This window comes from Roseovarius sp. (assembly GCF_965277045.1).
In the GTDB taxonomy this organism is placed as follows: Bacteria; Pseudomonadota; Alphaproteobacteria; order Rhodobacterales; family Rhodobacteraceae; genus Roseovarius.
On sequence record NZ_OZ255712.1, the window covers coordinates 668,041 to 689,214 of the forward strand.

20 protein-coding genes are annotated in these 21,174 nt (G+C 64.8%); 9 read left to right on the forward strand and 11 right to left on the reverse strand.

The window, feature by feature from the left end:
• Positions 1-345: 345 nt before the first annotated feature.
• From ACQY4V_RS03230 to ACQY4V_RS03240, 3 genes are all read left to right on the forward strand, one after another.
• Positions 346-999 (forward strand): protein-L-isoaspartate O-methyltransferase family protein, encoded by a 654-nt coding sequence (locus ACQY4V_RS03230; RefSeq protein ID WP_152491725.1) that lies wholly within the window; start codon positions 346-348, stop codon positions 997-999.
• The gene (locus ACQY4V_RS03235; RefSeq protein ID WP_428515484.1) at positions 996-2,459 is read left to right on the forward strand and encodes a TolC family outer membrane protein; all 1,464 of its coding nucleotides are present in this window, start codon (positions 996-998) and stop codon (positions 2,457-2,459) included. The genes ACQY4V_RS03230 and ACQY4V_RS03235 overlap by 4 nt, the downstream gene beginning before the upstream one ends.
• A 116-nt stretch (positions 2,460-2,575) precedes the next feature.
• Entirely contained in the window at positions 2,576-3,793 is a 1,218-nt protein-coding gene (locus ACQY4V_RS03240) for a hypothetical protein (protein WP_428515485.1), read from the forward strand.
• On the opposite strand, the gene ACQY4V_RS03245 is transcribed toward ACQY4V_RS03240, so the two are convergent.
• On the reverse strand, positions 3,790-4,083 hold the full coding sequence (locus ACQY4V_RS03245) for a hypothetical protein (RefSeq protein ID WP_428517141.1): 294 nt from the start codon (positions 4,081-4,083) through the stop codon (positions 3,790-3,792). The genes ACQY4V_RS03240 and ACQY4V_RS03245 overlap by 4 nt on opposite strands.
• Between ACQY4V_RS03245 and ACQY4V_RS03250 the strand changes: the two genes are divergently transcribed.
• A complete protein-coding gene (locus tag ACQY4V_RS03250) occupies positions 3,976-4,227 on the forward strand; it encodes a hypothetical protein (protein WP_428517331.1) in 252 nt (83 codons plus the stop codon). The two genes, ACQY4V_RS03245 and ACQY4V_RS03250, sit on opposite strands and share 108 nt — an antisense overlap.
• Before the next feature lie 126 nt (positions 4,228-4,353).
• Here ACQY4V_RS03250 and ACQY4V_RS03255 read toward each other — a convergent pair whose 3' ends face one another.
• Positions 4,354-4,674, reverse strand: a complete 321-nt coding sequence (locus ACQY4V_RS03255) for a DUF6280 family protein (protein ID WP_152491727.1) — start codon at positions 4,672-4,674, stop codon at positions 4,354-4,356.
• 218 nt (positions 4,675-4,892) lie between these two features.
• Here ACQY4V_RS03255 and efp point away from each other — a divergent pair, with 218 nt between their 5' ends.
• Positions 4,893-5,456, forward strand: coding sequence for an elongation factor P (efp, locus tag ACQY4V_RS03260; RefSeq protein ID WP_152494414.1), 564 nt, complete (start codon positions 4,893-4,895; stop codon positions 5,454-5,456).
• 45 nt (positions 5,457-5,501) lie between these two features.
• On the opposite strand, the gene ACQY4V_RS03265 is transcribed toward efp, so the two are convergent.
• Positions 5,502-6,233, reverse strand: a complete 732-nt coding sequence (locus tag ACQY4V_RS03265; RefSeq protein ID WP_428517143.1) for a YgfZ/GcvT domain-containing protein — start codon at positions 6,231-6,233, stop codon at positions 5,502-5,504.
• A gap of 67 nt (positions 6,234-6,300) precedes the next feature.
• Between ACQY4V_RS03265 and ACQY4V_RS03270 the strand changes: the two genes are divergently transcribed.
• On the forward strand, positions 6,301-6,975 hold the full coding sequence (locus ACQY4V_RS03270; protein WP_428515486.1) for a TIGR04283 family arsenosugar biosynthesis glycosyltransferase: 675 nt from the start codon (positions 6,301-6,303) through the stop codon (positions 6,973-6,975).
• Between the two features lie 7 nt (positions 6,976-6,982).
• Here ACQY4V_RS03270 and ACQY4V_RS03275 read toward each other — a convergent pair whose 3' ends face one another.
• Positions 6,983-7,666: a fused DSP-PTPase phosphatase/NAD kinase-like protein gene (locus ACQY4V_RS03275; RefSeq protein WP_428515487.1), complete on the reverse strand. Its 684-nt coding sequence runs from the start codon at positions 7,664-7,666 to the stop codon at positions 6,983-6,985.
• Positions 7,667-7,794: 128 nt separating this feature from the next.
• Between ACQY4V_RS03275 and ACQY4V_RS03280 the strand changes: the two genes are divergently transcribed.
• On the forward strand, positions 7,795-8,991 hold the full coding sequence (locus tag ACQY4V_RS03280) for a pyridoxal-phosphate-dependent aminotransferase family protein (RefSeq protein WP_428515488.1): 1,197 nt from the start codon (positions 7,795-7,797) through the stop codon (positions 8,989-8,991).
• On the opposite strand, the gene ACQY4V_RS03285 is transcribed toward ACQY4V_RS03280, so the two are convergent.
• From ACQY4V_RS03285 to ACQY4V_RS03295, 3 genes are all read right to left on the reverse strand, one after another.
• Positions 8,988-9,167, reverse strand: coding sequence for a hypothetical protein (locus ACQY4V_RS03285; RefSeq protein ID WP_428515489.1), 180 nt, complete (start codon positions 9,165-9,167; stop codon positions 8,988-8,990). The genes ACQY4V_RS03280 and ACQY4V_RS03285 overlap by 4 nt on opposite strands.
• A gap of 42 nt (positions 9,168-9,209) precedes the next feature.
• The gene (locus ACQY4V_RS03290) at positions 9,210-10,316 is read right to left on the reverse strand and encodes a pyridoxal phosphate-dependent aminotransferase (protein ID WP_428515490.1); all 1,107 of its coding nucleotides are present in this window, start codon (positions 10,314-10,316) and stop codon (positions 9,210-9,212) included.
• Positions 10,317-10,514: 198 nt separating this feature from the next.
• Complete coding sequence (locus ACQY4V_RS03295) at positions 10,515-13,601, reverse strand: valine--tRNA ligase (RefSeq protein WP_428515491.1); 3,087 nt, start codon at positions 13,599-13,601, stop codon at positions 10,515-10,517.
• A gap of 287 nt (positions 13,602-13,888) precedes the next feature.
• On the opposite strand from ACQY4V_RS03295, the gene ACQY4V_RS03300 reads away from it, so the two are divergent.
• Positions 13,889-14,626, forward strand: coding sequence for a hypothetical protein (locus ACQY4V_RS03300; RefSeq protein ID WP_428515492.1), 738 nt, complete (start codon positions 13,889-13,891; stop codon positions 14,624-14,626).
• Here ACQY4V_RS03300 and ACQY4V_RS03305 read toward each other — a convergent pair.
• The gene (locus tag ACQY4V_RS03305; protein WP_428515493.1) at positions 14,623-15,240 is read right to left on the reverse strand and encodes an HD domain-containing protein; all 618 of its coding nucleotides are present in this window, start codon (positions 15,238-15,240) and stop codon (positions 14,623-14,625) included. The genes ACQY4V_RS03300 and ACQY4V_RS03305 overlap by 4 nt on opposite strands.
• A gap of 148 nt (positions 15,241-15,388) precedes the next feature.
• Between ACQY4V_RS03305 and ACQY4V_RS03310 the strand changes: the two genes are divergently transcribed.
• Positions 15,389-16,177, forward strand: a complete 789-nt coding sequence (locus ACQY4V_RS03310; protein WP_428515494.1) for an inositol monophosphatase family protein — start codon at positions 15,389-15,391, stop codon at positions 16,175-16,177.
• Between the two features lie 98 nt (positions 16,178-16,275).
• On the opposite strand, the gene ACQY4V_RS03315 is transcribed toward ACQY4V_RS03310, so the two are convergent.
• From ACQY4V_RS03315 to putA, 3 genes are all read right to left on the reverse strand, one after another.
• Positions 16,276-16,650, reverse strand: a complete 375-nt coding sequence (locus tag ACQY4V_RS03315; RefSeq protein WP_428515495.1) for a GFA family protein — start codon at positions 16,648-16,650, stop codon at positions 16,276-16,278.
• Positions 16,647-17,393 carry a rhomboid family intramembrane serine protease gene (locus tag ACQY4V_RS03320; RefSeq protein WP_428515496.1) on the reverse strand — a complete coding sequence of 249 codons (747 nt, stop codon included), beginning with the start codon at positions 17,391-17,393 and terminating at the stop codon, positions 16,647-16,649. The genes ACQY4V_RS03315 and ACQY4V_RS03320 overlap by 4 nt, the downstream gene beginning before the upstream one ends.
• Before the next feature lie 229 nt (positions 17,394-17,622).
• The gene (gene putA, locus ACQY4V_RS03325) at positions 17,623-21,069 is read right to left on the reverse strand and encodes a bifunctional proline dehydrogenase/L-glutamate gamma-semialdehyde dehydrogenase PutA (RefSeq protein ID WP_428515497.1); all 3,447 of its coding nucleotides are present in this window, start codon (positions 21,067-21,069) and stop codon (positions 17,623-17,625) included.
• Positions 21,070-21,174 lie beyond the last annotated feature (105 nt).

A 21,174-nucleotide genomic window follows, 5' to 3' on the forward strand; every position in this document is an offset into this window, starting at 1 on the left:
ACCCCGCGCGCGGATCTGGAAAGCTTCGGTGCCAGCAGCCGCCTTTGCCGTCGGCGAAGACCGGCGTGAAGCATGCGTTCTGGCCGGGGTTTCGGTCTTCCGGGCGCTGCTATGCCACCGCGCTCATTTCGGCGTACAGGACGATCGGCGCATGGGGATCGCGTCCGCCGGGTGGGGCGGTGGCGCGGTTGGCCAAGCCGGACCTGGACGCGGCGTGCCTTTGCGGCGTCGCGCGCAGTGTTGCTTCAAAGGGTCGCTCTGACGCTTACGGGGTTATGGGCATTGTGAGGGTCGAGGGTTTGTGGCAGAAACTCCGTGAGGACAATGCAGCTACAGGAACGTCCAATGACGGATTACTCCGCACGCCGGACCATGATGGTCGATACGCAAGTGCGCCCCGCCGACGTCACCAAGTTTCCAATCATCGATGCGATGCTCGCGGTTGCCCGCGAGGCGTTCGTGCCACGCCACCTGAGAGAAGCGGCGTATGTCGGGGAGAACATCGACCTCGGGGGCGGGCGCGTCGTGCTCGAGCCCCGGACGCTGGCCAAGATGCTGGATGCGCTGGATATCCGGTCGAACGAGCTTGTGCTCGATCTGGGATGCGGGCTTGGATACTCCTCTGCCGTCGCGGCCCGCATGGCCGAGGCGGTCGTCGCGGTCGAGGAGAACGAAGACCTGGCAGAGGAGGCGCGGTCGATCCTGTCGGAGCGTGGGGCAGACAACGTCATCGTGCATGAGGGGCCTCTGGCCGAGGGCGCGGCCGAGCACGGGCCCTACGATGTGATCATGATCCAGGGCGCGGTCGACGAGCTGCCGGAGACAATCACCGACCAGCTGAAGGAGGGCGGCCGCATGGCCTGTCTCTTCGCCGAGGGCCGGCTGGGAGCGGTGCGTGTGGGCTACAAGGTGGATGGCGCGATGAATTGGCGTTTCGACTTCAACGCCGGGGCCCCGGTTCTGCCGGGCTTCGAACGACAAGCGGCGTTTTCGCTATGACGTGCTGGACGCAAGTGACGGCCGGTAAGGGCCGCGTTTCCAAGGGGCGCGCACTGTCGTCGATCAGAGCGTGTTTCTTCGCGGGTGCAGTCGCGGTGGCCGGGATGACCGGCCTGGCGGGGGCTGCAAAATCCGAAACGCTGGGCGAGACGCTGGCCTGGGCCTACGAGTACAGCGGATTGCTCGAACAGAACCGCGCCCTGTTGCGGGCCGCCGACGAGGATGTCGCGCAGGCCGTGTCGCAGTTGCGGCCGATCATCAACTGGACCGCGGACATCACGCGGGATTTTGGCAAGGCGAAGACCAGTGGCCTGATCAACCCGATCCGCAGCACGAATTTCAACACCGGTATCGTGCTGGAACTGTTGTTGTTCGATTTCGGACAGACCCGGTTCCGCATCGACGCGGCGAAAGAGACGGTTCTGGCGACGCGTGAATCCCTGCGCAGCATCGAGCAGCAGGTTCTGCTGCGGGCCGTCGCGGCGTTCTACAATGTGCAGCGAAACCGCCAGTTCGTGTCCTTGCGGCAAAACAACCTGCGTCTTCTGCGGCAGGAGCTGAGAGCCGCGCGGGACCGTTTCGAGGTCGGCGAGGTCACGCGCACGGATGTCGCGCAAGCCGAGGCGCGGGTCGCCAGCACCGAGGGTGAACTGGCGGAGGCGCAGGGCAATCTTGCACAAGCGGTGGAGGAATACCGCGCCGTCGTCGGGCGCACGCCGGGTACCTTGCGGACGCCGGGTGGGTTGCCGAACCTCTCCGCCGGGATCGAAGCCTCGAAGAACATCGCGGCCCGCAATCACCCGGATATCCTGCAGGCCCAGCGGCAGGTTGCCTCGGCCGATCTGACGATCCTTGCCGCCGATGCCGCGATGAAGCCGCGGTTCACGGCCCAGGGGCGGCTGGGCGTCGGCGAGGATCTCGACGGCAGCGATTACACGCGCTCGGGCAGCGTGGGGCTGAACATGCAGGCGCCGATCTATCAGGGCGGTCTGCTGAGCTCGGCGAAGCGCCAGGCACAGGCGCAGCGGGACGCTGCGCGTGGCAATCTGCACGTGGTGCGGCGCGCCGTCATTCAGGATGTGGGCAACGCCTTTGCGATCCTGCAATCGGCGCGGGTCGTGCGCGAGGCGAGCCGCGAGCAGGTGCGTGCGGCGGAGGTCGCCTTTCGCGGTGTGCGCGAGGAAGCGACGCTGGGAGCGCGGACGACGCTGGACGTGCTGAACGCCGAGCAGGAACTTCTGAACGCGCGCAGCAACCTGATCTCGGCCGACGTGGACGTGGCGGTTGCAGCCTACCAGGTGCTTGCGGCCATCGGACAGCTGACGGCCAAGGACCTGAAGCTCAACGTGCAGACCTATGATCCGGCGGCCTATTACAACCTGGTGAAGGACGCTCCGGTGCCAATCAGTAGGCAAGGCAAACAGCTGGACCGGGTCCTGAAATCGCTCGGGCGGCAGTAACGGCCCGGGATGATACCGCCCGGTGCGCGAAAGCGTTTAAAAGGCGGCGTTCTAAAATGTTGTGCCAATTTGCGTCAGTCGCTAGACTGTCGCCCAGGCAAGAATGGTAGTTGAGCATGTCTGATCCCGTCTCGAATGCGGAAATCGAGGACGTCCTGTCGTCTATCCGTCGGCTGGTCTCGGTTGATAAACGTTTCGAATCGCACGTGGCGAAACCACCGCACGAGGCACCGGGCCCCAGCACATCGACACAGAGCGCAGACGCGGAAGACCCCGCGCCGGAACCGCAGGGTGCCGCCGGGCCTGGCGAAGCGCGGCTGGTGCTGACGCCGTCATTCCGGGTCAGGCCGGAGGAGGAAGATGTCGCCGCCGACCCAGCGGGGGACGACGCGGAACACCTGGCGCTGGAACAATGGCAGGTCACGCCCGACACGAACGTCGAAGCCGTCGGGTCAGACACCGAGGAGATTGATGACCTTTCCGCGGACGTATGGGACAACCATAGCGAGGACGACTCGCTGGTGGGCGAGACGGCCGAACCCTGGCCCGAGGCCGACGACGATGCCATGGCCGCGTCGCACGACGACATGCGCTCGGACGATGATGCGCATCTCAAGGACTGGCTGACCGCCGAGGACACGGCCGAAGACATGTCTGACGATTCCGCCGATGACTGGCAGGATGATACTCTGCCGGACGACGGGGATGCGCAGACAGGTGCTGATTTCGAAGCCGCGACCTTTGTCGACGACGACGTGGCCTTCGACTACACAGATGCGGATGCGCCCGAGGACGCAACAGGAGCACTGGACCGCGAGCCGGAAACATCGGAACTCGAGGCGCGGATCGCGGAGGTCGAAGCCGCCGTGGCTGCCCGTGAGGACCAGTGGGAACCAGATGGCGCCTCCGAAGACGCATATGCCGGCGGACGGACCGAGCCTCTTCCCTGGGAAGATCACGTCGAGACCGCGACGCCGGTTTTCATTCCGCGGGCCGCGCATCACGACACGGAGGAGTCATCGCAGGACGACGCCCAGGACGAGATGCCATCGTCCGAGACCTTCGCATCCGGCGAGTCCACATCGCCGGGCGAGGCCGACGGGTCTTTCGGTGAGAGCCCGGCGGAGCAGGACGCGGACACGGCCCGGGGCGCGGAGGCCTGGTACCGCGAAGACACCGATGCCGTTCTCGACGAGGACGCCCTGCGCGACCTGGTGAGTGAAATCGTTCGGCAGGAATTGCAGGGCACCCTGGGGGAGCGTATCACCCGGAACGTCCGCAAACTGGTGCGCCGCGAGATCCATCGCGCGATGATGGGCCAGGAACTGGATTAACGGCGGCGCCTTCGGTCCGACCGAGGTGAACTCATAGCCATCCAGCCTGGCGCCTGTGGGCCGCTTGCAGGCGCGTCAGGCGATTTTCCGAATGCAGGATTGGGGCTTGGTTCAGGTGGCCGACACCGGGAACGATGCCTTCTGCGCCCAGGCACAGGATCGCCGCCGCAAAACCCGAGGACATGGCCGCCTTGCCGCAGACGCGCGGCGAGGCTCATATCCCAGCCATTGGCACGGAGTGCCGCCAGAGCGGCGATGGTGGCCTTGCTGCCGGGTATCAGAACAAAGATGGGCGATCCCGGGCAGGGCGCGGCGGCAAGCGGGTCGAGATCGGCCACGTATTCGGCCCGCAGACGCTCGGCCTCGGGAAACCAGCGGGTCACGCCAAGCGAGAGTCAGCTGGAATGCGTTTCGATGACCGCGACGCTCTGTGAGCGCCGGGCAGGGGGCTGCTGCCTTGGCCGGTGTTCTGTCGCGCCTTTGTTGCCGCAACCTGACCCAGGAACGAAAAAGCCCCGCCGGTGAGGCGGGGCAAATTCAATTTCGACGACGTGGAGGGTTCAGGCGGCTTCGGCCTGCGCGGCGGCGTTGCGACGCTCGCTTTCCTCGCGCGACAGGGCAACCGAGGTGCGTACACCCTTGCCCACGAAGTCCATAAGGCCGGAGACCACCCGTTCGTTCGGGTCGATGCCCGCGCAGGACAGCACTTCGCGACCATCGCGAGAGCGCGCCCAGCGGGCGATCTGTTCCGGGCCATTGCCGTATTTCTTGTCGTCGGCAATCGCGTCGTCCAGAGCAGCCAGTACGACGGCTGCGAAAAGTTTGCGGGCACGGTTTCCTTGCTCAGCATTGAAAGCCGTACCGTCAACGAAATCTTTCATGTTTCGTCCTTGTTTTTATTGCTCTTGTGTCTCAGGCGTGGCGCCGGTTATGACGGGTTTTCAGCGATTCGGATAGTCCCGAAACGCATAACACGTCTGCGCGGTTTGCATGGCTTGCTGCGAATGCAGCACGATATGTCGTCGTCTTGCATGACATCACACGACTAGATATAGGTTTGGGCGAACATCGATCAACCTCTTGTCATGGTTTCGCCACAATGCCCAAAATCAACGGAAACGAGATACGTCCCGGTAATGTCCTGGAACACAATGGCGGCCTTTGGAGCGCCGTCAAAGTCGACCATGTCAAGCCCGGCAAGGGTGGCGCGTTCGCCCAGGTCGAGCTGCGTAACCTTCGTAACGGATCAAAGCTTAACGAACGGTTCAGAAGCGCGGACAAAGTAGAACGTGTGCGCCTGGAACAGAAGGATCAGCAGTTTCTCTATGAAACTGACGGGATGTTTGTGTTCATGGATTCAGAGACTTACGAACAGATCGAATTGCCTGCCGACCTTCTGGGCGAGCGTCGGCCATTCTTGCAGGATGGCATGACAATCACCGTAGAATTCTATGAAAACGAGGCGCTGAACGCGACCCTGCCGCAGAAAGTGAACTGCCGCGTGGTCGAGACGGAGCCGGTCGTGAAGGGGCAGACGGCTGCCAACAGCTTCAAGCCGGCCATTCTGGACAATGGTGTCAAGGTCATGGTGCCGCCTTTCGTCGGACCCGACGAGGAGATCGTCGTCAACACCGAGACGATGGAATACGCCGAGCGCGCCTGAGCCGGTTCCGCCCGGCCGCTTCGGCGGCTGCGGCGAGACGTCGCATCAGTCGGGCAGGCGCAGGGTAGCCTCCTCGGCCTGCATCGTCCCGGTGGCCCGATCGAAACGAAGATAGGCGATGGCGCGGTCGCCCGATTGGGTGAACAGCGTGCCCACCGACTTGCCGTCGGCCGTGATCGCCGTGCCGACCGGGGCGCTGCCCTCCAGATCGACCGAGGCGAACCCCTTGCGCAGTTCGGTCTTGTGCTTCATCCGCGCTGTCACCTCCTGCCCGACGTAACACCCCTTGCGGAAATCCACGCCGTTCAGCCGCTCGAATCCGGCTTCCAGGATGAAGGTGTCGGGCGTGAGTTCAATGTTGGTTTCCGGGATGCAATGGGCGACGCGGATCGCGTCGAAATCGCTGCCGTCATCGCCCGCCTCGGCGCCATAGAGACGCCATCCCAGCGCCGAATGGCGCGGATCGTCGAAGGCCCCCTCGGGCCGTTCGCCGGTGCCGCGCCAGACCGCAAGATCCGTCTCGGCGATCTGCACATCGGCGCGCAGCTTGTACATGTTGAGCCGCTGGATCAGGCCATAGGCCAGGTCTGCCGCGACGTCCAGAAGGACTTCCCCGTCCCAGGGCACAAGGAAGAAATCGGCCAGGTACTTGCCCTGCGGCGTCAGCATGGCCGCGTAGACCATCCCGTGGTCCAGCTTCCTGATGTCGTTGGTGACCAGCCCCTGAAGGAAATCGCGCGCCTCGGGGCCGGTGATCTGAAATATCCTGCGGGTCATGGCGGGCCTCGTCTTTGTCATGGCCGTCATATAAGAAAATCGATGTGAATTGACAGGGCCAGCAGCGATGCGCGCGAAACTTTCCGTGGTGATGCCGACACTGAATGCCGAAAACGGGCTGCGGCGTTCGCTGCCCGCATTGGCCGAGGGGCTGGAGGCCGGGCTGATCCGGGAGCTGGTGATTTCCGACGGGGGATCCGACGACGCGACGGTTCGGGTCGCGGAGGCTGCCGGCGCGAGGCTGGTCGAAGGGGCGGCGTCCCGCGGGGGGCAGTTGCGACGCGGGGCAGAGGTGGCGCAGGGCGATTGGCTGCTGTTTCTGCATGCCGACAGCGTTTTGTCGCCAGGCTGGGCCGAGATCGTGAAGGACCATATCGCGGCGGGGCGCGGCGCGGCGGCCTTCCGGCTGGCGTTCGACGCCCAGGGCGTGGCGCCAAGGCTGGTGGCGGGATGGGCCAATCTGCGCAGTAGGCTCTTCGGGCTGCCATATGGCGATCAGGGGCTGCTGATCCCGCGCACGGAGTATGATGCGGCGCGCGGCTACCGCGACATCCCGTTGATGGAAGACGTGGCCATGGCGCAGGCGCTGGGGCGTCGGATCACGCTGCTTGGTGCCGTCGCGACCACCAGCGCGGAACGCTACAGGCGCGACGGGTGGCTGCGCCGGGGCGGGCGCAACCTGCTGTTGCTGCTGCGGTATCTTGCGGGGGCGCGCCCCGAGGAGCTGGCGCGGCGCTACTGACGCGCGTTCAGAACCACGGTTTGTACGTGGTCTGGAAATCGGCCTGCAGGTCCAGGTGATCGTATTCGGTCCGAAGCCAGTCCTCGAACGAGATGGGCGCCTGCGCGTTGCGGGCCTCGTAGACGTCGAAGATATGGTCGAGCGTGCCCGTCTTGGAGCGCCGGACATGCAGATAGCGCAGGCCAAGCTGGCGGCGGGCCACGTCGATCGGTGCCCCTTCGATCACCAGAAGATAGATCGCCGAGGCGAGGCCGGCCCGGTCGGCGCCGGACTTGCAATGCATGACGAACGGCTTCTCCAGCGTCCGGAACGTGTCGATTAACGCCAGCAGGTCCTCGGCGGGGGGGGCATGGCGGGCCTGAAGGCTGATGCTGACGAGGTTCAGGCCCAGTTTGCGACAGGTTTCGACCTCGGTGTGGTAATGCGCCGACGGGTAGTCGCCGCGCAGGTTGAGCACCGTGTTGATGCCCTTGGCCTTCATCTTGGCGAAACGCTTCAGCGTCGGGTGGTTGGAGCGATAGACGCCCGGTGCGATCTGAAAGAAGTTGGTCCAGACGGTGCGCAGGATCTCGTGGTCGAACCACAGGTTGTAGATACGCGCCCGGCGGCGGTTTTCCGGCGTCGACAGGTCGGTGTTGTAAGACGCGCGCAAGTCGCGTTCCCAGTTGCTGATCCGCTTGAAGAAATTCATCTGGGCCCTTCGCCATGGTCCGGTGACGCCCCCATGTAGGGGCAGGTCGCGCCCGTGGCAAGGAACGGCGATTGACGGCGCCCGGGATGCGGCTAAGTTGCACGCAATTCTTGACGTGGAGACGTGTAATGAGCGGTGCCGGCGGACGCCCCTACCTGGCCATTCCCGGCCCTTCGGTCATGCCCGACCGGGTGCTGCGGGCGATGAACCGCGCCTCGCCCAATATCTATGCCGGCGAGTTGGTCGACATGATGCCGGGCCTGGTGGCGGACCTGCGCGGCGTCGCGCGCACCAAGGGGCATGCCGCGATCTATATCGGCAACGGACACGCCGCGTGGGAGGCGAGCCTGGCCAACATTGTGCAGCCGGGTGAGCGGGTGCTGGTGCTGGCCACGGGGCGGTTCGGGCACGGCTGGGCCGAGGTGGCCGAGGCGCGGGGGATCGAGGTGCAGATGCTGGATTTCGGGCGGCAGGCGCCGGTTGACTGCCAAGCGGTCGAGGATGCGCTGCGCGCCGATAAAGCGCATGATATCAAGGCGGTGCTGGTCACGCATGTGGACACGTCCTCGTCGGTTCTGAACGATGTGGCCGCCGTGCGGGGGGCGATGGATGCGGCGGGGCATCCCGCGCTGCTGGCTGCCGATTGCATTGCCTCGCTGGCTTGCGACAGGTTCGAGATGGACGCCTGGGGCGTCGACGTGATGGTTGCGGGCAGCCAGAAGGGGCTGATGACACCGCCAGGGCTGGGCTTTGTCTTTTTCAACGACAAGGCCTCGGATGTGCGCCGGACCGTTCCGCGCGTCAGCCGGTACTGGGATTGGGTGCCGCGCACCGAGCCGGACCTCTTCTACCAGTATTTCGGCGGCACGGCGCCGACGCATCACCTGTATGGCTTGCGTGAAGCCCTTGATATGCTTGGCGAAGAAGGCATCGAGGCGGTCTGGGCGCGGCACGACAGGCTGGCCCGCGCGGTCTGGGCCGCTTGCGAGGCCTGGGGCGCGGAGGGGCCGCTGAGGTTGAACATCACCGAGGCCGCGCGTCGCAGCCGGGCGGTGACGTCCGTGGCGATCGGCAAGCCCCTGGGCGAAGACCTGCGCCAGTGGGTCGAGGCGCATATGGGGGTCACGCTGGGGATCGGTTTGGGCATGCAGACCGAGGATGACCCGCGCAGCACCGGCTATTTCCGGATCGGGCATATGGGGCATCTGAACGGTCACGCGCTGCTGGGCGTGCTGGGGGCTGTCGAGGCGGGGCTGACTGCGCTGAATATCGCGCATGGCGACGGCGCGGTGCAGAGGGCGGCGCAGGTTCTGGCCGCGCCTTAGGCGTTCGAGCGGCTGAATCGGGTGATCAGCAGGTTCAGCCCATAGCCCACCGCCATCACCACCGGCAGGCCGAACATCATCCACAAGGCCATGAAAACCCAAAGCAAATTGACCAGCCCCATTACCAGTGCGGCATTGGTGTAATTCGGCGCTTCGGGCATCTGTCCACGTCTCATGCCCGTGATCTTAATGCAGGACCCGCTGCTGTCAGTTAATTTCTATGTACGGGCCGCGTCGAACGCCTTGGGCAGGGTCTCTGCCAGCAGATCGAGGTCCTGGGGGCGGCCACAGCTGATGCGGATGCAGCGGTTGAGCGGGGCGACACCCGGCATGCGCACGAAAAGGCCACGCTCGATCAGATCGTTCAGCACCGCGCGGGCGAAATCACCATCGCGGCCGCAATCCACGGCGACGAAATTGGCGGCCGAGGGCAGGCTGTGCAGGCCGTTGGCGGCGGCGATCTCGGCGATGCGGCCGCGGGCCTCGGCCATGCGTGCGATCGTCTTGGCCAGCCAGTCCTCGTCTTGCAAGGCCGCCAGGGCACCGGACTGGGCGATGCGGTTGACGCCGAAGTGATTGCGGATCTTGTCGAAGCTCCGGATCAGGTCGGGCGCGCCCATGGCATAGGCGATGCGGGCGCCTGCGATGCCGTAAGCCTTTGAAAAGGTGCGCATTCGGATGACGCGCGGGTCGTCTATGGGTGTCTCCGGCGCGGTGCCGTCGGGGGCGAATTCGATATAGGCTTCGTCCAGCATCAAGAGGCAGCCCGGGGGCAGGTCGTCGAGCGCTGCGCAGATTTTAGCGCCGTCATGCCAGGTGCCCATCGGGTTGTCGGGGTTGGCGAGGTAGACGAGTTTCGCGCCAACCTCTTTCGCTTTGGTTAAGAGCGCGGCCGGATCCTCGTGATCGTCCTTGTAGGGCACCTTGTGCAGGTCGCCGCCGAAGCCCGCCACGTGGTAGTTGAAGGTGGGGTAGGCCCCATCGGAGGTGACGACGGCATCGCCGGGTTCGATCAGCAAGCGCACCAGATAGCCCAGAAGCCCATCAATCCCTTCGCCCACAACGATATTTTCAGGGTCCACGCGGTGATGCGCGGCCAGGGCGTGGCGCAGATCGTGGCTGGTGGCGTCGCTGTATTTCCAGATGTCGCCGACCGCCTCCTGCATCGCCGCGATGGCCTTGGGCGAAGGGCCGAAGACGTTCTCGTTGGCGCCGAGACGGGCGGCGAAAGGCGTGCCTGTTTCGCGCTCGCGGACCTCGGGGCCGACGAAGGGGACAGAGGCGGGCAGGGCGCGGACGATATCGGTGTAGCGGGGGCCGGTCATGCGGAGAGGTAACGTCAAAGCCGGGGCGGGTGCAAGGCGAAGGGCGCAATGGTTAATGGTCAAAACGCGTGTCGGTATCGCGTCGGTATTTGGGTGGCATCGCGTCGGTGCCATTTTCCGGGACCCGCAAAGATTAACGCCACGCCCGGGGCGGGCGTGGCGTTAGGAGTATTTCAAGCAAGAAAAAGCAAGGGTCTGTCAGCCCAGTTCGGCCAGACGGCCGAGGGCGGCGCGCAGCTTGCTCTCTTCCTCTTCCCGGGCGGCGAGGTTCTCGCGGGCTTCCTCGACCACCTCGTCGGGGGCGCTTTCGACGAATTTGGGGTTGCCCAGCCGACCGCGCAGACCGCCCAGTTCCTTTTCCAGCTTGCCGAGGGTTTTCTCCAGCCGCGCTTTTTCCTCGGCCACGTCGATGACATCGGCCAGCGGCAGGCCGAAGCTGGCGCCCTCGGCGGGGATGGTGATGCAACCCTTGGGGAAACTCTCGACCACTTCCAGCGCCTCGACCCGGGCAAGGCGTTTGATCATCGTGGCGTTGTTGTCCCAGGCAAGGCGTGCGGACTTCGAGAACTCGGTCACGAGCAGCGGCGTGTAGAGCCCCACCGGCACATGGACCTGCGCGCGGGCCGAGCGGACGGAGTCGATCAGGGCGATGACCCAGTTCATCTCGGCATCCGCCTCGGTATCGATCAGCTCGTCGCCGTAGGTGGGCCAGTCGGCGTGGATCAGCATCCCGTCGCGGCTGGCCAGCGTGCCCCAGAGCTCTTCGGTTATGAAGGGCATGATGGGGTGCAGCAGGATCAGGCACTGGTCGATGACCCAAGCCATTGTGTCCTGCGTCTCCTGCTTCACCTCGCCTTCGCCGTCGAGCAGGAGGGGCTTGGAAAACTCCACGTACCAGTCGCAGACCGTGCCCCAGACGAAGGCGTAAAGCGTGTTGGCGGCATCGTTGAAGCGGTATTGCGCCAGCGCGGAATCGACGAGCGCCTTGGTCTTGGCGGTTTCGCCGAGAATCCAGCGGTTTACGGTCTGTTTCGGTTGCGGAATGGCGCCGGTGCTGCCGACCGCCTCGTTCATTTCGGCGAAACGCGCGGCGTTCCAGAGCTTGGTGCCGAAATTCCTGTATCCGGCAATGCGTTGCGGCGACAACTTAAGGTCGCGCCCCATGGCGGCCATGGCCGTCAGGGTAAAGCGCACGGCGTCGGCGCCGTATTCGTCGATCAGCTCCAGCGGGTCGAGCACGTTGCCGAGCGACTTGGACATCTTCTTGCCCTTCTCGTCGCGGACGAGAGCGTGGACATAGACATCCGAGAACGGCTTTTCGCCCACGACGGCGTATTGCATCATCATCATCCGGGCGACCCAGAAGAAGATGATGTCAAAGCCGGTGACCAACACACTGGTGGGAAAGTATTTTTCCAGCTCGGGCGTCTTTTCGGGCCAGCCCAGCGTGCCGATGGGCCACAGACCTGACGAGAACCAGGTGTCGAGCACGTCGGGGTCGCGCCAGACCGGGTAGACCAGGTGCGTGGGATCCTGGCTGGCGGTGTAGTCGGCAAGGCTGGAGGCAAGCTGATGCAGGGCATCCTCGCGGTCCTTCGCCTCGACCACCGTCATCGAGGCCAGCGGCGTGGGCAGGTCGGTCAGCTGCGCGGTGAAGGCCTGCGCGGTCGTCTCGAAATCATGGCCGCATTCCATCAGCGGGGCGAAGTGGCTTTCGTTGAGAACCTCAAGCATTTCAACGAGATCCAGCGCGCCGTCGCCTTCGCGGTCGCGGAAATCGGGTGCGGACAGGTCAAAGCCGTACCAGACCGGAATCTGGTGCCCCCACCAGAGCTGGCGCGAGATGCACCAGGGCTCGATGTTTTCCAGCCAGTTGAAATACACCTTTCGGTCCTGCTCGGGCATGATGGTGACGTCGCCGGATTTCACCGCCTCGATGGCGGGGCCGACGATCTTGTCGGTGGCCACGAACCACTGATCGGTCAGCATCGGCTCGATCACGACCTTCGAGCGATCGCCAAAAGGCTGCATGATCGGCTTGTTTTCCACAAGCGGGACGGTCTCGCCTTGATCATTCTCAACATTTACCGCCAGACCCTCGTCGGTGATCTGCTGGACGACCTTTTCACGCGCCTCGAAGCGGTCGAGGCCGCGAAGGTCGTCGGGGACGAGGTTGATCGTGTCGGCCTCGGCCTCGGTCAGGGAGCGCTCGCCCTTGGCCACGGCCATGGCGATCTCGGCCATCCTGGCGTAAGGCGCGCCGTCGTCGCGCATCGCGCCCTTGGTATCCATCAATCGGTACATCGGGATGCCGCCGCGCTGCGCCACGCCGTAGTCGTTGAAGTCATGCGCACCCGTGATCTTGACCGCGCCCGAGCCGAAATTCGGGTCCGGGTAGTCGTCGGTGATGATCGGGATCAGGCGACGATGCTCTTTCGGGCCAACGGGGATTTCGCAAAGTTTTCCGACGATTGAGGCGTACCGTTCATCTGACGGATGAACCGCGACCGCGCCGTCGCCCAGCATGGTTTCGGGGCGCGTGGTGGCGATGGAGATATAGTCGCGGGTCTCCTCCAGCACGACATTTCCGTCCTCGTCCCGCTCGACATATGTGTAGGTCGCACCGCCCGCCAGAGGGTACTTGAAGTGCCACATGCGGCCGGCGACCTCGGTGTTCTCGACCTCGAGATCGGAAATGGCGGTCTCGAAATGCGGGTCCCAGTTGACCAGCCGCTTGCCGCGATAGATCAGGCCCTTCTCGTACATGTCGACGAAGACCTTGATGACGGCGTCGTGGAAATTGCCCTCCTCGCCCTCGGGGGCCGACGGCGCGCCGGACATGGTGAACGCCTCGCGCGACCAGTCGCAGGAAGCGCCGAGGCGCTTCAGCTGGCCGATGATGGTGCCGCGCGACTTGATCTTCTGCTGCCAGACGCGTTTTTCGAAGTCTTCGCGGCCCATTTCCACACGCGTGGGCTCTCCATTCGCGGCCATGTCGCGTTCGGTCACCATTTGCGTGGCGATGCCGGCGTGGTCGGTGCCGGGCTGCCAGAGCGTGTCGAAGCCGCGCATCCGGTGCCAGCGGATCAGGATGTCCTGCAACGTGTTGTTGAAGGCGTGGCCCATATGCAGGCTGCCCGTCACGTTTGGCGGCGGGATCATGATGGAATAGGGCTGGGCCCCGGGCCTGGCATTGGCGCCGGCCTTGAAGGCGCCGCTCTCTTCCCAAGCGGACGAGAGGCGCGGTTCGGCCTCGGCTGCGTTGAAGGTCTTTTCCATCGCCATGATGCGGGTCCCGTGCTTGGAAATAAGGTCTTGGGTCGAATACCGAAAGCGCGGGGCAAGGGAAAGATGCGGGCGCTATTTTCTTGGAGTGCGGCGCGGTGAGCGAGGGGAGGCAAGCCAGGGATAGCAGGTGGATTTGAAACGAACTTTGGAAACAATCACGCAATTGGTCAGCATCGAGGGGAGAATACGACGCGCTTTTCCCTTTTCAGGGCCGGTATGGTCAGCGATAAATCCCGCATGCAAGAGTTGGCAAGGGTAAGCAGCGCAAAGTGCAGGTGGACTGCATGATACATCCGATCGTAAACCAGTCCCCGGGCGTTGTGCGCCTCTTTTTTCGGATCGGCGGCAAGGATTTCCTGCTTGGGATGGTCATCGTGATCGTGATGACGGTGGTGTCCTATAGCCAGCTTATCACCGCCCACCGATTTGCGACGGAAGGCATCAAGACCGTGGCGCAGGTGGAACGCGCCTATACCTCGGAGCGGCGGCGCGATGGCCGGACGGTTACCGACTATCATCTGGACCTGCGCTTTGCGACCGAGAATGGGGGCGGGGTCGCCGTGTCCGAGAAGGTGGGGCGCGACCTTTATGAGAGGGCAAGCGCGCGTGAAACCCTGGACCTGTGGTACCTGCCGTCAGAGCCGGAGACGGTCGAGCTGGTGCCAGACAGCTTTCGGAACAAGGGGCGGATGGCGCAGTGGTTTGCGTTGCTGATGGGCGTGCTCTGGCTTGGGATTCTCTGGTTTTCCGGGCGCAAGGCCGTTGCTGGGTACCTTGGGCGTCAGCATGGGCGCAAAGGCAAGGGCACTGTTCTGCGCGTTGACAGGATTCAGACCCGGAAAGAAGGCAATTGGTACCGGCTGGTCTGGCGCGATGACGCGGGGCGAGAAGCCAAGAGCCTGAAGTATCGTGCTGGCAGGCTCGACGGGTACGGACCGGGCGCGACGCTGACCGTGTACCACGGCCCGAAGCGGTCGTGGTGGGCCGGCGATGTTGGCGTCCGGTCGGCGGACCTGCCCTAGCGCGTCGCGGCGACGTCGCCGTTCACCAGCGGTTCGCGCGCGCCGGGGCGGATCACCTCCGGGTCATAGGGCGTGCGGGCGAAAACCTCCTCGACCATGGGCGCGAAGAACTCGAGCGGCAGGGTGTCGTAGCCGGGATCGAACGAGGCCTGGTCCCAGCGTTCGCAGAATTCGGCGCAGTCGTCGAAATAGGCGTGTCCGGCGTGGCGGTCGCGCTTGTTGGGGTCGGCCCCGTCGAGGTGGTGGCCGTAATAGAGCATCTGGAAATCGCCATGGGTGGCGACGCACCAGGTGACCTGTTCGCGCACGAAGGTTTTCAGGATCGTGGCGGCGTATTCGTCGTGATTGTAGGGCGCGTAGATGTCGCCGATATCGTGCAGAAGCGCGCCCACGACCCAGTCGGTATCCGCGCCGTCGCGCCAGGCGCGGGTGGCCGATTGCAGGGAATGTCCGAGGCGCGTGATCTGGTAGCCCGACAGGCTTTCATCCAGCTCCACCAGCGCCTTCATCAGGCGCTTGGCGGTGTGTTTCGTATGATCGATCTCGTGCTCGTTGAGGAATTCGTAATCCTCTTTCGTGCCGTCCTTCATCTGGGTGAAGCTGACCTTGTCCATGCGCCGACTCCTGTTGCCGTTTCGGTGCAAACCTACGGGCAGGGCGGCCGGGTGGAAAGGGGGTGTCGCCGCGCCGGCGTCTGCGGCCTCTTGCAGGCTGGAGCAGGCCCGCGTATACGCGCGGCCTGACCCCAAAGGAGCCCGAGACATGGCCGGCAGTGCAAACCTCAACATCATGCTGAAAGCCGCGCGCAAGGCGGGGCGGTCGCTGGTCAAGGACTTCCGCGAGGTCGAGAACCTGCAGGTGAGCATGAAGGGCGCGGGCGATTTCGTCAGCCGCGCCGACATCGCCGCCGAGGCCATTCTGAAGGAAGAGCTGATGGGCGCGCGGCCCACCTATGGCTGGCTGGCCGAGGAAGGTGGCGAGGAAGAAGGCAAGGATCCGACACGCCGCTGGATCGTGGACCCGCTGGACGGGACGACGAATTTCCTGCACGGGCTGCCGCATTGGTGCGTCTCGATCGCGCTGGAGCACAAGGGACAGGTCGTGGCGGGGGTCATCTTCGACGCCGCCAAGGACGAGATGTTCCTGGCCGAGAAGGGCGAGGGGGCGTTCATCAACGAAAAGCGCCTGCGGGTGTCGGGCCGGACCAAGATGATCGAATCGATCTTTGCCACCGGCGTGCCCTTCGGTGGGCGCGGCGACCTGCCGGCGACCTTGCAGGACCTGGCGCGGCTGATGCCGACCTGCGCCGGCGTGCGGCGCTGGGGATCGGCGGCGCTGGACATGGCCTATGTGGCGGCGGGGCGCTACGAGGGGTTCTGGGAGCGCAGGCTGAACGCCTGGGACATTGCCGCGGGCGTGATCATCGTGAAAGAGGCGGGCGGGTTCGTCGAGTCGCTGACACCGGGCGCCGAGTTGCTGGAGCGGGGCGACGTGGTGTGCGCCAACGAGGCGATTTTCGACAAGTTCGCCGGAATCATCCGGAACACCTGAGGCCGGTCTGGAGAGTTTCCGGGACACACCGGATCGCTTTTCGCTGCCACAGGAGACGCAAAAAAGCGATGCATGTTTCAGACTGACCCGGAAACGCTTTAGCCCGGTTTCGCGTCGGAGGGGTGGTTGACGCCGTCGTTCCAAGGGATCGGCTCGTAATGGGCCGGGTTCTGGCCGTCGATGCAGCCCAGGTTCACGCCGTATTCATTGGGGTCCGAGCGGCGCTGGTGGTGGGTGTAGATCCCGCAGGTCTTGCAGAAATAGTGCTGTGCCGTGCCGGTGCCCCAGGTGTAGAGCGTCAGGTTGTCGGCGCCATCGGTGATGGTCAGGCGGTCGAGCGGCACGCTGATATTGGGCGCGGCGCGGCGGCGGCAGAAGGAACAGGTGCAGCGCATCGCGCCCTCGATGGGGCCGTCGATATCGACCGTGAAGCGCACCGCGCCGCAATGGCAGCTGGCCTTGTGCAGGGTCATTTGCGGGTGACCTTGGGAATGTTCGTGCGGCTGAGCTTGTATTTCGCCTCCGGGTGCGGCGGGTGGCCTTCGGTGCGGTCCCAATAGGCCGGACCGCCGCGGCGCAGGAAGAGCGGCAGGGTCAGGACAAGACCGGCAACGAAGCCGCCGGCATGGGCCCAGTAGGCCACGCCGCCATCGTCGGCGCTGCTGCCCGCGCCGCCGAAAAGCTGGAAGATGAACCACAGGCCCAGCATGATCCAGGCGGGGACCGAGATGATGCGGATGATGAAGACCAGGAAGATGAAGATGTCGATCTTGGCCTTGGGGAACAGGAGCAGGTAGCCGCCCATCACGCCCGCGATGGCGCCCGAGGCGCCCACGGTGGGCACCTGGCTGAGCGGGGCCGCGATAAGCTGTGCCCCGCTGGCGGCCAACCCGCAGGCGAGGTAGAAGAGGAGGTAGCCCAGGTGCCCGAACTCTTCTTCCATGTTGTCGCCGAAGATCCACAGGAAGAGCATATTGCCGGCAAGGTGCATCCAGCCGCCATGCAGGAAGGTGGAGGTGATGAGCGTGGTGTAAGTGCCTTCGCTGGTGACCAGGGCCGGGACCATCGCCCAGTCGTAATAGAACACCATCAACGCGCGCGGATCGCCTGAAAGTGCGGGGAAGTAACTGAGGAAGATCCCGATATTGAGAATCATCAGCCCGTAGGTGACGAACGGGGTACGCCCCGAGGGGTTATGGTCGCGTATGGGGATCATTGTCGCAAGTTGGCCGCGCGCCGCAGGAAGGTCAAGCGCGCGCGTGCGGCCGGGCGGGCGGAATTTGCGCGAATTCTGCTTTGGAAAATTCGTATTTTCCAAGCCATTTTCTGCGCAGAAAATGGGCGCGGTGGGCTTGGCGTGGTGACATACGTCATATCCCGCGCCCGTGGCGGGCGGCGGGATATGAGTATTTTCAGCAAGAAAAAGCCGGGGTGCCGGCTTTCACTCAGGCCACGCCCCCCAGAAGGGCCGCGTTGCCGCCCGCCGCCGTGGTGTCGACGCAGACATGGCGTTCGCCCATGACGTGGCCGGTGTCCGGCATTCCGGTAATCAGCGGCAGGATCGGGCCATTGCGCTGGCTGAGGGCCTTGGCGTAAGCGCGGGCCATGTCGGCGTCACCCCACCACAGCGCGCCGGAGAAACCTGTGAGCGTGGTCAGGGCCTCCGGCTCGACGAGGCCGGTGGCGCGCAGGGCGCGACCGCCAAGGGCCTCGACCGCCTTGGCCTGCGCCTCGGCCATGTCCTTCGTCGGGCCAAGGCAGAGCAGCGGCGGGCGGGCATGGGCCGTCAGGCGGTTCGACTCGCCGGTAGGACCGGGCAGGACGATGGCCTCGACCGGTTCGGGTGTGTGGCCCTTGGCCGCCTTGTCGAGCGCGGATTGCACCGCCTTGGCGTCCATTGTGCCGTCCCAGGTGGCGTCGGTCGTGTCCGCCGGGCGGGCCGTGTACCGGGCGAGGTAGTTGGGACCGCCCGCCTTGGGGCCGGTGCCGGAAAGCCCTTCGCCGCCAAAGGGTTGACTGCCGACGATGGCGCCGATCTGGTTGCGGTTGACGTAGATGTTGCCGGCGTGCACCGCCTCGGTCACGTGCTGGACGCGGTCGTCGATGCGGGTCATCAGGCCGAAGGTCAGGCCATAGCCGGTGCCGTTGATGGCGCCGATCACCTTGTCGAGGTTGCGCGACTTGAAGGTGGCCATGTGCAGGACCGGGCCGAAGATCTCGCGCTGCATGTCCTCGATCCCGTTCACCTTGATGAGCGTCGGCGCGATGAAGCAGCCGGAGTTGGGCGAGGGGATTTCGTGGATGAGGCGACCGTCGGCGCGGGCCTTTTCGATGTGATCGGCGATGCCTTGCCGCGCCTCTTCGTCGATGACCGGGCCCACGTCGGTGGACAGAGACCACGGTTTGCCCATTGAGAGCGCGTCCATTGCGCCGGTGAGCATTTCGGTAAAGCCTTCGGCCACGTCCTCTTGCACGTAAAGGCAGCGCAAGGCGGAGCAGCGTTGGCCCGCCGACTGGAAGGCGGATTCGACGATGGCCTGCACGGCCTGTTCGGGCAAGGCGGTGGAATCGACGATCATCGCGTTGAGCCCGCCGGTTTCGGCGATGAGTGGCGCGCCGGGGGCGAGGTTTTCGGCCATCGTGGCGCGGATCTTGAGCGCGGTTTCAGTGGAGCCGGTGAAGGCCACGCCGCCGATGCGCGGGTCGGAGGTGAGCGCCGCGCCCACGTCGCCCGCGCCGGGCAGGAGTTGGACCGCCGTGTTCGGCACGCCCGCCTTGTGCATCAGAGAGATTGCGTAATGAGCGATCAGCGGGGTTTGCTCTGCCGGTTTGGCTAGCACGGCATTGCCGGCGGCGAGGGCCGCGCTGATCTGGCCGGTGAAGATGGCCAGCGGGAAGTTCCACGGGCTGATGCAGGTGAAGATGCCCACGGGCGGGTCCTGCGGCGCGTTGGCGGCGTAATAGCGTAGGAAATCCACGGCCTCACGCAGTTCGGCCACGGCGTCCATCGGGGTCTTGCCGGCTTCGCGGGCGAGGATGGCGAAGATCTCGCCGAAGTTTTCCTCGTAGAGATCGGCGGCAGCGTTGAGGATTTTTGCGCGCTCCTCGATCGGAGCGTCCCAAGGCGCGGCGGCGGAGAGGGCTGTTTCGATGTCTTTCTTGCTGGCCGTGGCGACGGTGCCGGGGCTGTCGGAGGGGTCGGCGGGGTTGGAGACCGCTTCGGCCTCTTCGGGGGCGGCTGTGCCCGCGATCAGCGGTGCGGCTTCCCACGTAGCGTTGGCGAAGGGGCCGCGCGCGGCCTCGATGACGTCGAGCGTCGGCTGGTGCTTGAGGTCGAAGCCCTTGGAATTGGGGCGTTCGGGCAGGAAGAGTTCCGGCCCGGTGGGCAGTTGTGGGCGGTCGTCCTTGTAGGCCTCGAATGGATCGCGGGCGACGGTTTCGGGGGCCACGTCCTCATCCACAATCTGGTTGACGAAGCTGGAGTTGGCGCCGTTTTCCAGAAGGCGGCGGACGAGGTACGCAAGCAGGTCGCGGTGGGCGCCGACGGGGGCGTAGATGCGGCAGTTGGTGCCGTGCTCTTTCATGACGATGTTGTGCAGCGCCTCGCCCATGCCGTGCAGGCGCTGGAACTCGAACGTCTCGGTGCCCTTGTCCATTTCCTTGGCCATGTCGAGGATGGCGGCCACGGTGTGGGCGTTATGCGTGGCGAATTGCGGGTAGATGTGATCGGTCATCGACAGGAGCTTGCGCGCGTTGGCGATGTAGGAAATGTCGGTGGCCGGTTTCGAGGTGAAGACCGGGAAGCCGTCGATGCCTTCGACCTGGGCCTGCTTGATCTCGGTGTCCCAGTAGGCGCCCTTGACGAGGCGGACCATGATGCGGCGGTTCAGCTTTTGCGACAGGTCGTGCAGGTAGTCGAGCACGTGGCTGGCGCGCTGCCCGTAGGCCTGCACCACGACGCCGAAACCGTCCCATCCGGCCAGGGATGGCTCGGAGAGCGTGGCCTCGATCACCTCGAGCGAGAGCGACAGGCGGTCGGCCTCCTCGGCATCGATGTTGAGGCCCATGCGGGCGGATTTCGCGAGGATGGCGAGCGAGCGCAGGCGGGGCATGAGCACGTCCATCACCTGATGCTGTTGCGCCACCTCGTAGCGGGGGTGGAGGGCCGAGAGCTTGACCGAGATGCCGGGGTTCTTGCGGATTTCCTTGTGCGTGCAGGCGTTGGAAATGGCGCTGATCGCGCGGGAATAGGCCAGGTGATAGCGGATGGCGTCGGCGTCGGTGCGCGCGGCCTCGCCCAGCATGTCGTAGGAGTAGGTGTAGCCCTTCTTCTCCATCTTCGCGGCGCGGTCCATGGCGGCGTCGATGGTTTCGCCCAGCACAAACTGGCGGCCCATCTCGCGCATGGCGCGGCCGACGGCGGTGCGGATCACCGGCTCGCCCAGGCGGCGGATGGCGCCGCGCAGGTGGCCGACGGGGCCGGGGTGTTCGTCCTTCAGTACCTTGCCGGTCAGCATCAAAGCCCAGGTCGAGGCGTTGACCAGCGGGGAGGTGGAATGGCCCATGTGCTTGCCCCAGTCCGAGGGTGCGATCTTGTCCTCGATCAGGGCGTCGATCGTGTCGGCGTCGGGCACGCGCAGGAGCGCCTCGGCCAGGCACATGAGCGCGATGCCTTCGTCGGTCGAAAGGCCATATTCAGCAAGAAACACCTCCATCAGCCCGGGGTCGGACTGGTTGCGGATGCGGCGCACCAGGTCGGCGCCGGATTTCGAGATGCGCACGCGGTCTTCTTCCGTGAGGCCCGCCACCTCGGTCAGGCGGGCAACGGTTTCGGCCTCTTCGGCATAGGTGGTCTGGTCGATCACACGGCGCAGGTCGGAATCGTAGGGCATTGCGGTCCTCTTGCTGGGGGATGGCGGTTTGGACTAGTGTACCACTGTATATCTGATCTGATTTCCCGATTGGTGTCATTTTGCGGGATAAAGAGACGGTAATTC

Bases quoted from the DNA above. Each gene is read 5' to 3' on its own strand.
- ACQY4V_RS03255 (WP_152491727.1), bottom strand. From the start codon at position 4,674: ATGAAAGATTTCGTTGACGGTACGGCTTTCAATGCTGAGCAAGGAAAC.
- ACQY4V_RS03280 (WP_428515488.1), top strand. From the start codon at position 7,795: ATGAGCGGTGCCGGCGGACGCCCCTACCTGGCCATTCCCGGCCCTTCG.
- ACQY4V_RS03235 (WP_428515484.1), top strand. From the start codon at position 996: ATGACGTGCTGGACGCAAGTGACGGCCGGTAAGGGCCGCGTTTCCAAG.
- ACQY4V_RS03300 (WP_428515492.1), top strand. From the start codon at position 13,889: ATGATACATCCGATCGTAAACCAGTCCCCGGGCGTTGTGCGCCTCTTT.
- ACQY4V_RS03320 (WP_428515496.1), bottom strand. From the start codon at position 17,393: ATGATCCCCATACGCGACCATAACCCCTCGGGGCGTACCCCGTTCGTC.
- ACQY4V_RS03285 (WP_428515489.1), bottom strand. From the start codon at position 9,167: ATGAGACGTGGACAGATGCCCGAAGCGCCGAATTACACCAATGCCGCA.
- ACQY4V_RS03240 (WP_428515485.1), top strand. From the start codon at position 2,576: ATGTCTGATCCCGTCTCGAATGCGGAAATCGAGGACGTCCTGTCGTCT.
- ACQY4V_RS03315 (WP_428515495.1), bottom strand. From the start codon at position 16,650: ATGACCCTGCACAAGGCCAGCTGCCATTGCGGCGCGGTGCGCTTCACG.
- ACQY4V_RS03290 (WP_428515490.1), bottom strand. From the start codon at position 10,316: ATGACCGGCCCCCGCTACACCGATATCGTCCGCGCCCTGCCCGCCTCT.
- efp (WP_152494414.1), top strand. From the start codon at position 4,893: ATGCCCAAAATCAACGGAAACGAGATACGTCCCGGTAATGTCCTGGAA.
- ACQY4V_RS03270 (WP_428515486.1), top strand. From the start codon at position 6,301: ATGCGCGCGAAACTTTCCGTGGTGATGCCGACACTGAATGCCGAAAAC.
- ACQY4V_RS03305 (WP_428515493.1), bottom strand. From the start codon at position 15,240: ATGGACAAGGTCAGCTTCACCCAGATGAAGGACGGCACGAAAGAGGAT.
- ACQY4V_RS03265 (WP_428517143.1), bottom strand. From the start codon at position 6,233: ATGACCCGCAGGATATTTCAGATCACCGGCCCCGAGGCGCGCGATTTC.
- ACQY4V_RS03230 (WP_152491725.1), top strand. From the start codon at position 346: ATGACGGATTACTCCGCACGCCGGACCATGATGGTCGATACGCAAGTG.
- ACQY4V_RS03295 (WP_428515491.1), bottom strand. From the start codon at position 13,601: ATGGCGATGGAAAAGACCTTCAACGCAGCCGAGGCCGAACCGCGCCTC.
- ACQY4V_RS03310 (WP_428515494.1), top strand. From the start codon at position 15,389: ATGGCCGGCAGTGCAAACCTCAACATCATGCTGAAAGCCGCGCGCAAG.
- ACQY4V_RS03250 (WP_428517331.1), top strand. From the start codon at position 3,976: ATGGCCGCCTTGCCGCAGACGCGCGGCGAGGCTCATATCCCAGCCATT.
- ACQY4V_RS03275 (WP_428515487.1), bottom strand. From the start codon at position 7,666: ATGAATTTCTTCAAGCGGATCAGCAACTGGGAACGCGACTTGCGCGCG.
- putA (WP_428515497.1), bottom strand. From the start codon at position 21,069: ATGCCCTACGATTCCGACCTGCGCCGTGTGATCGACCAGACCACCTAT.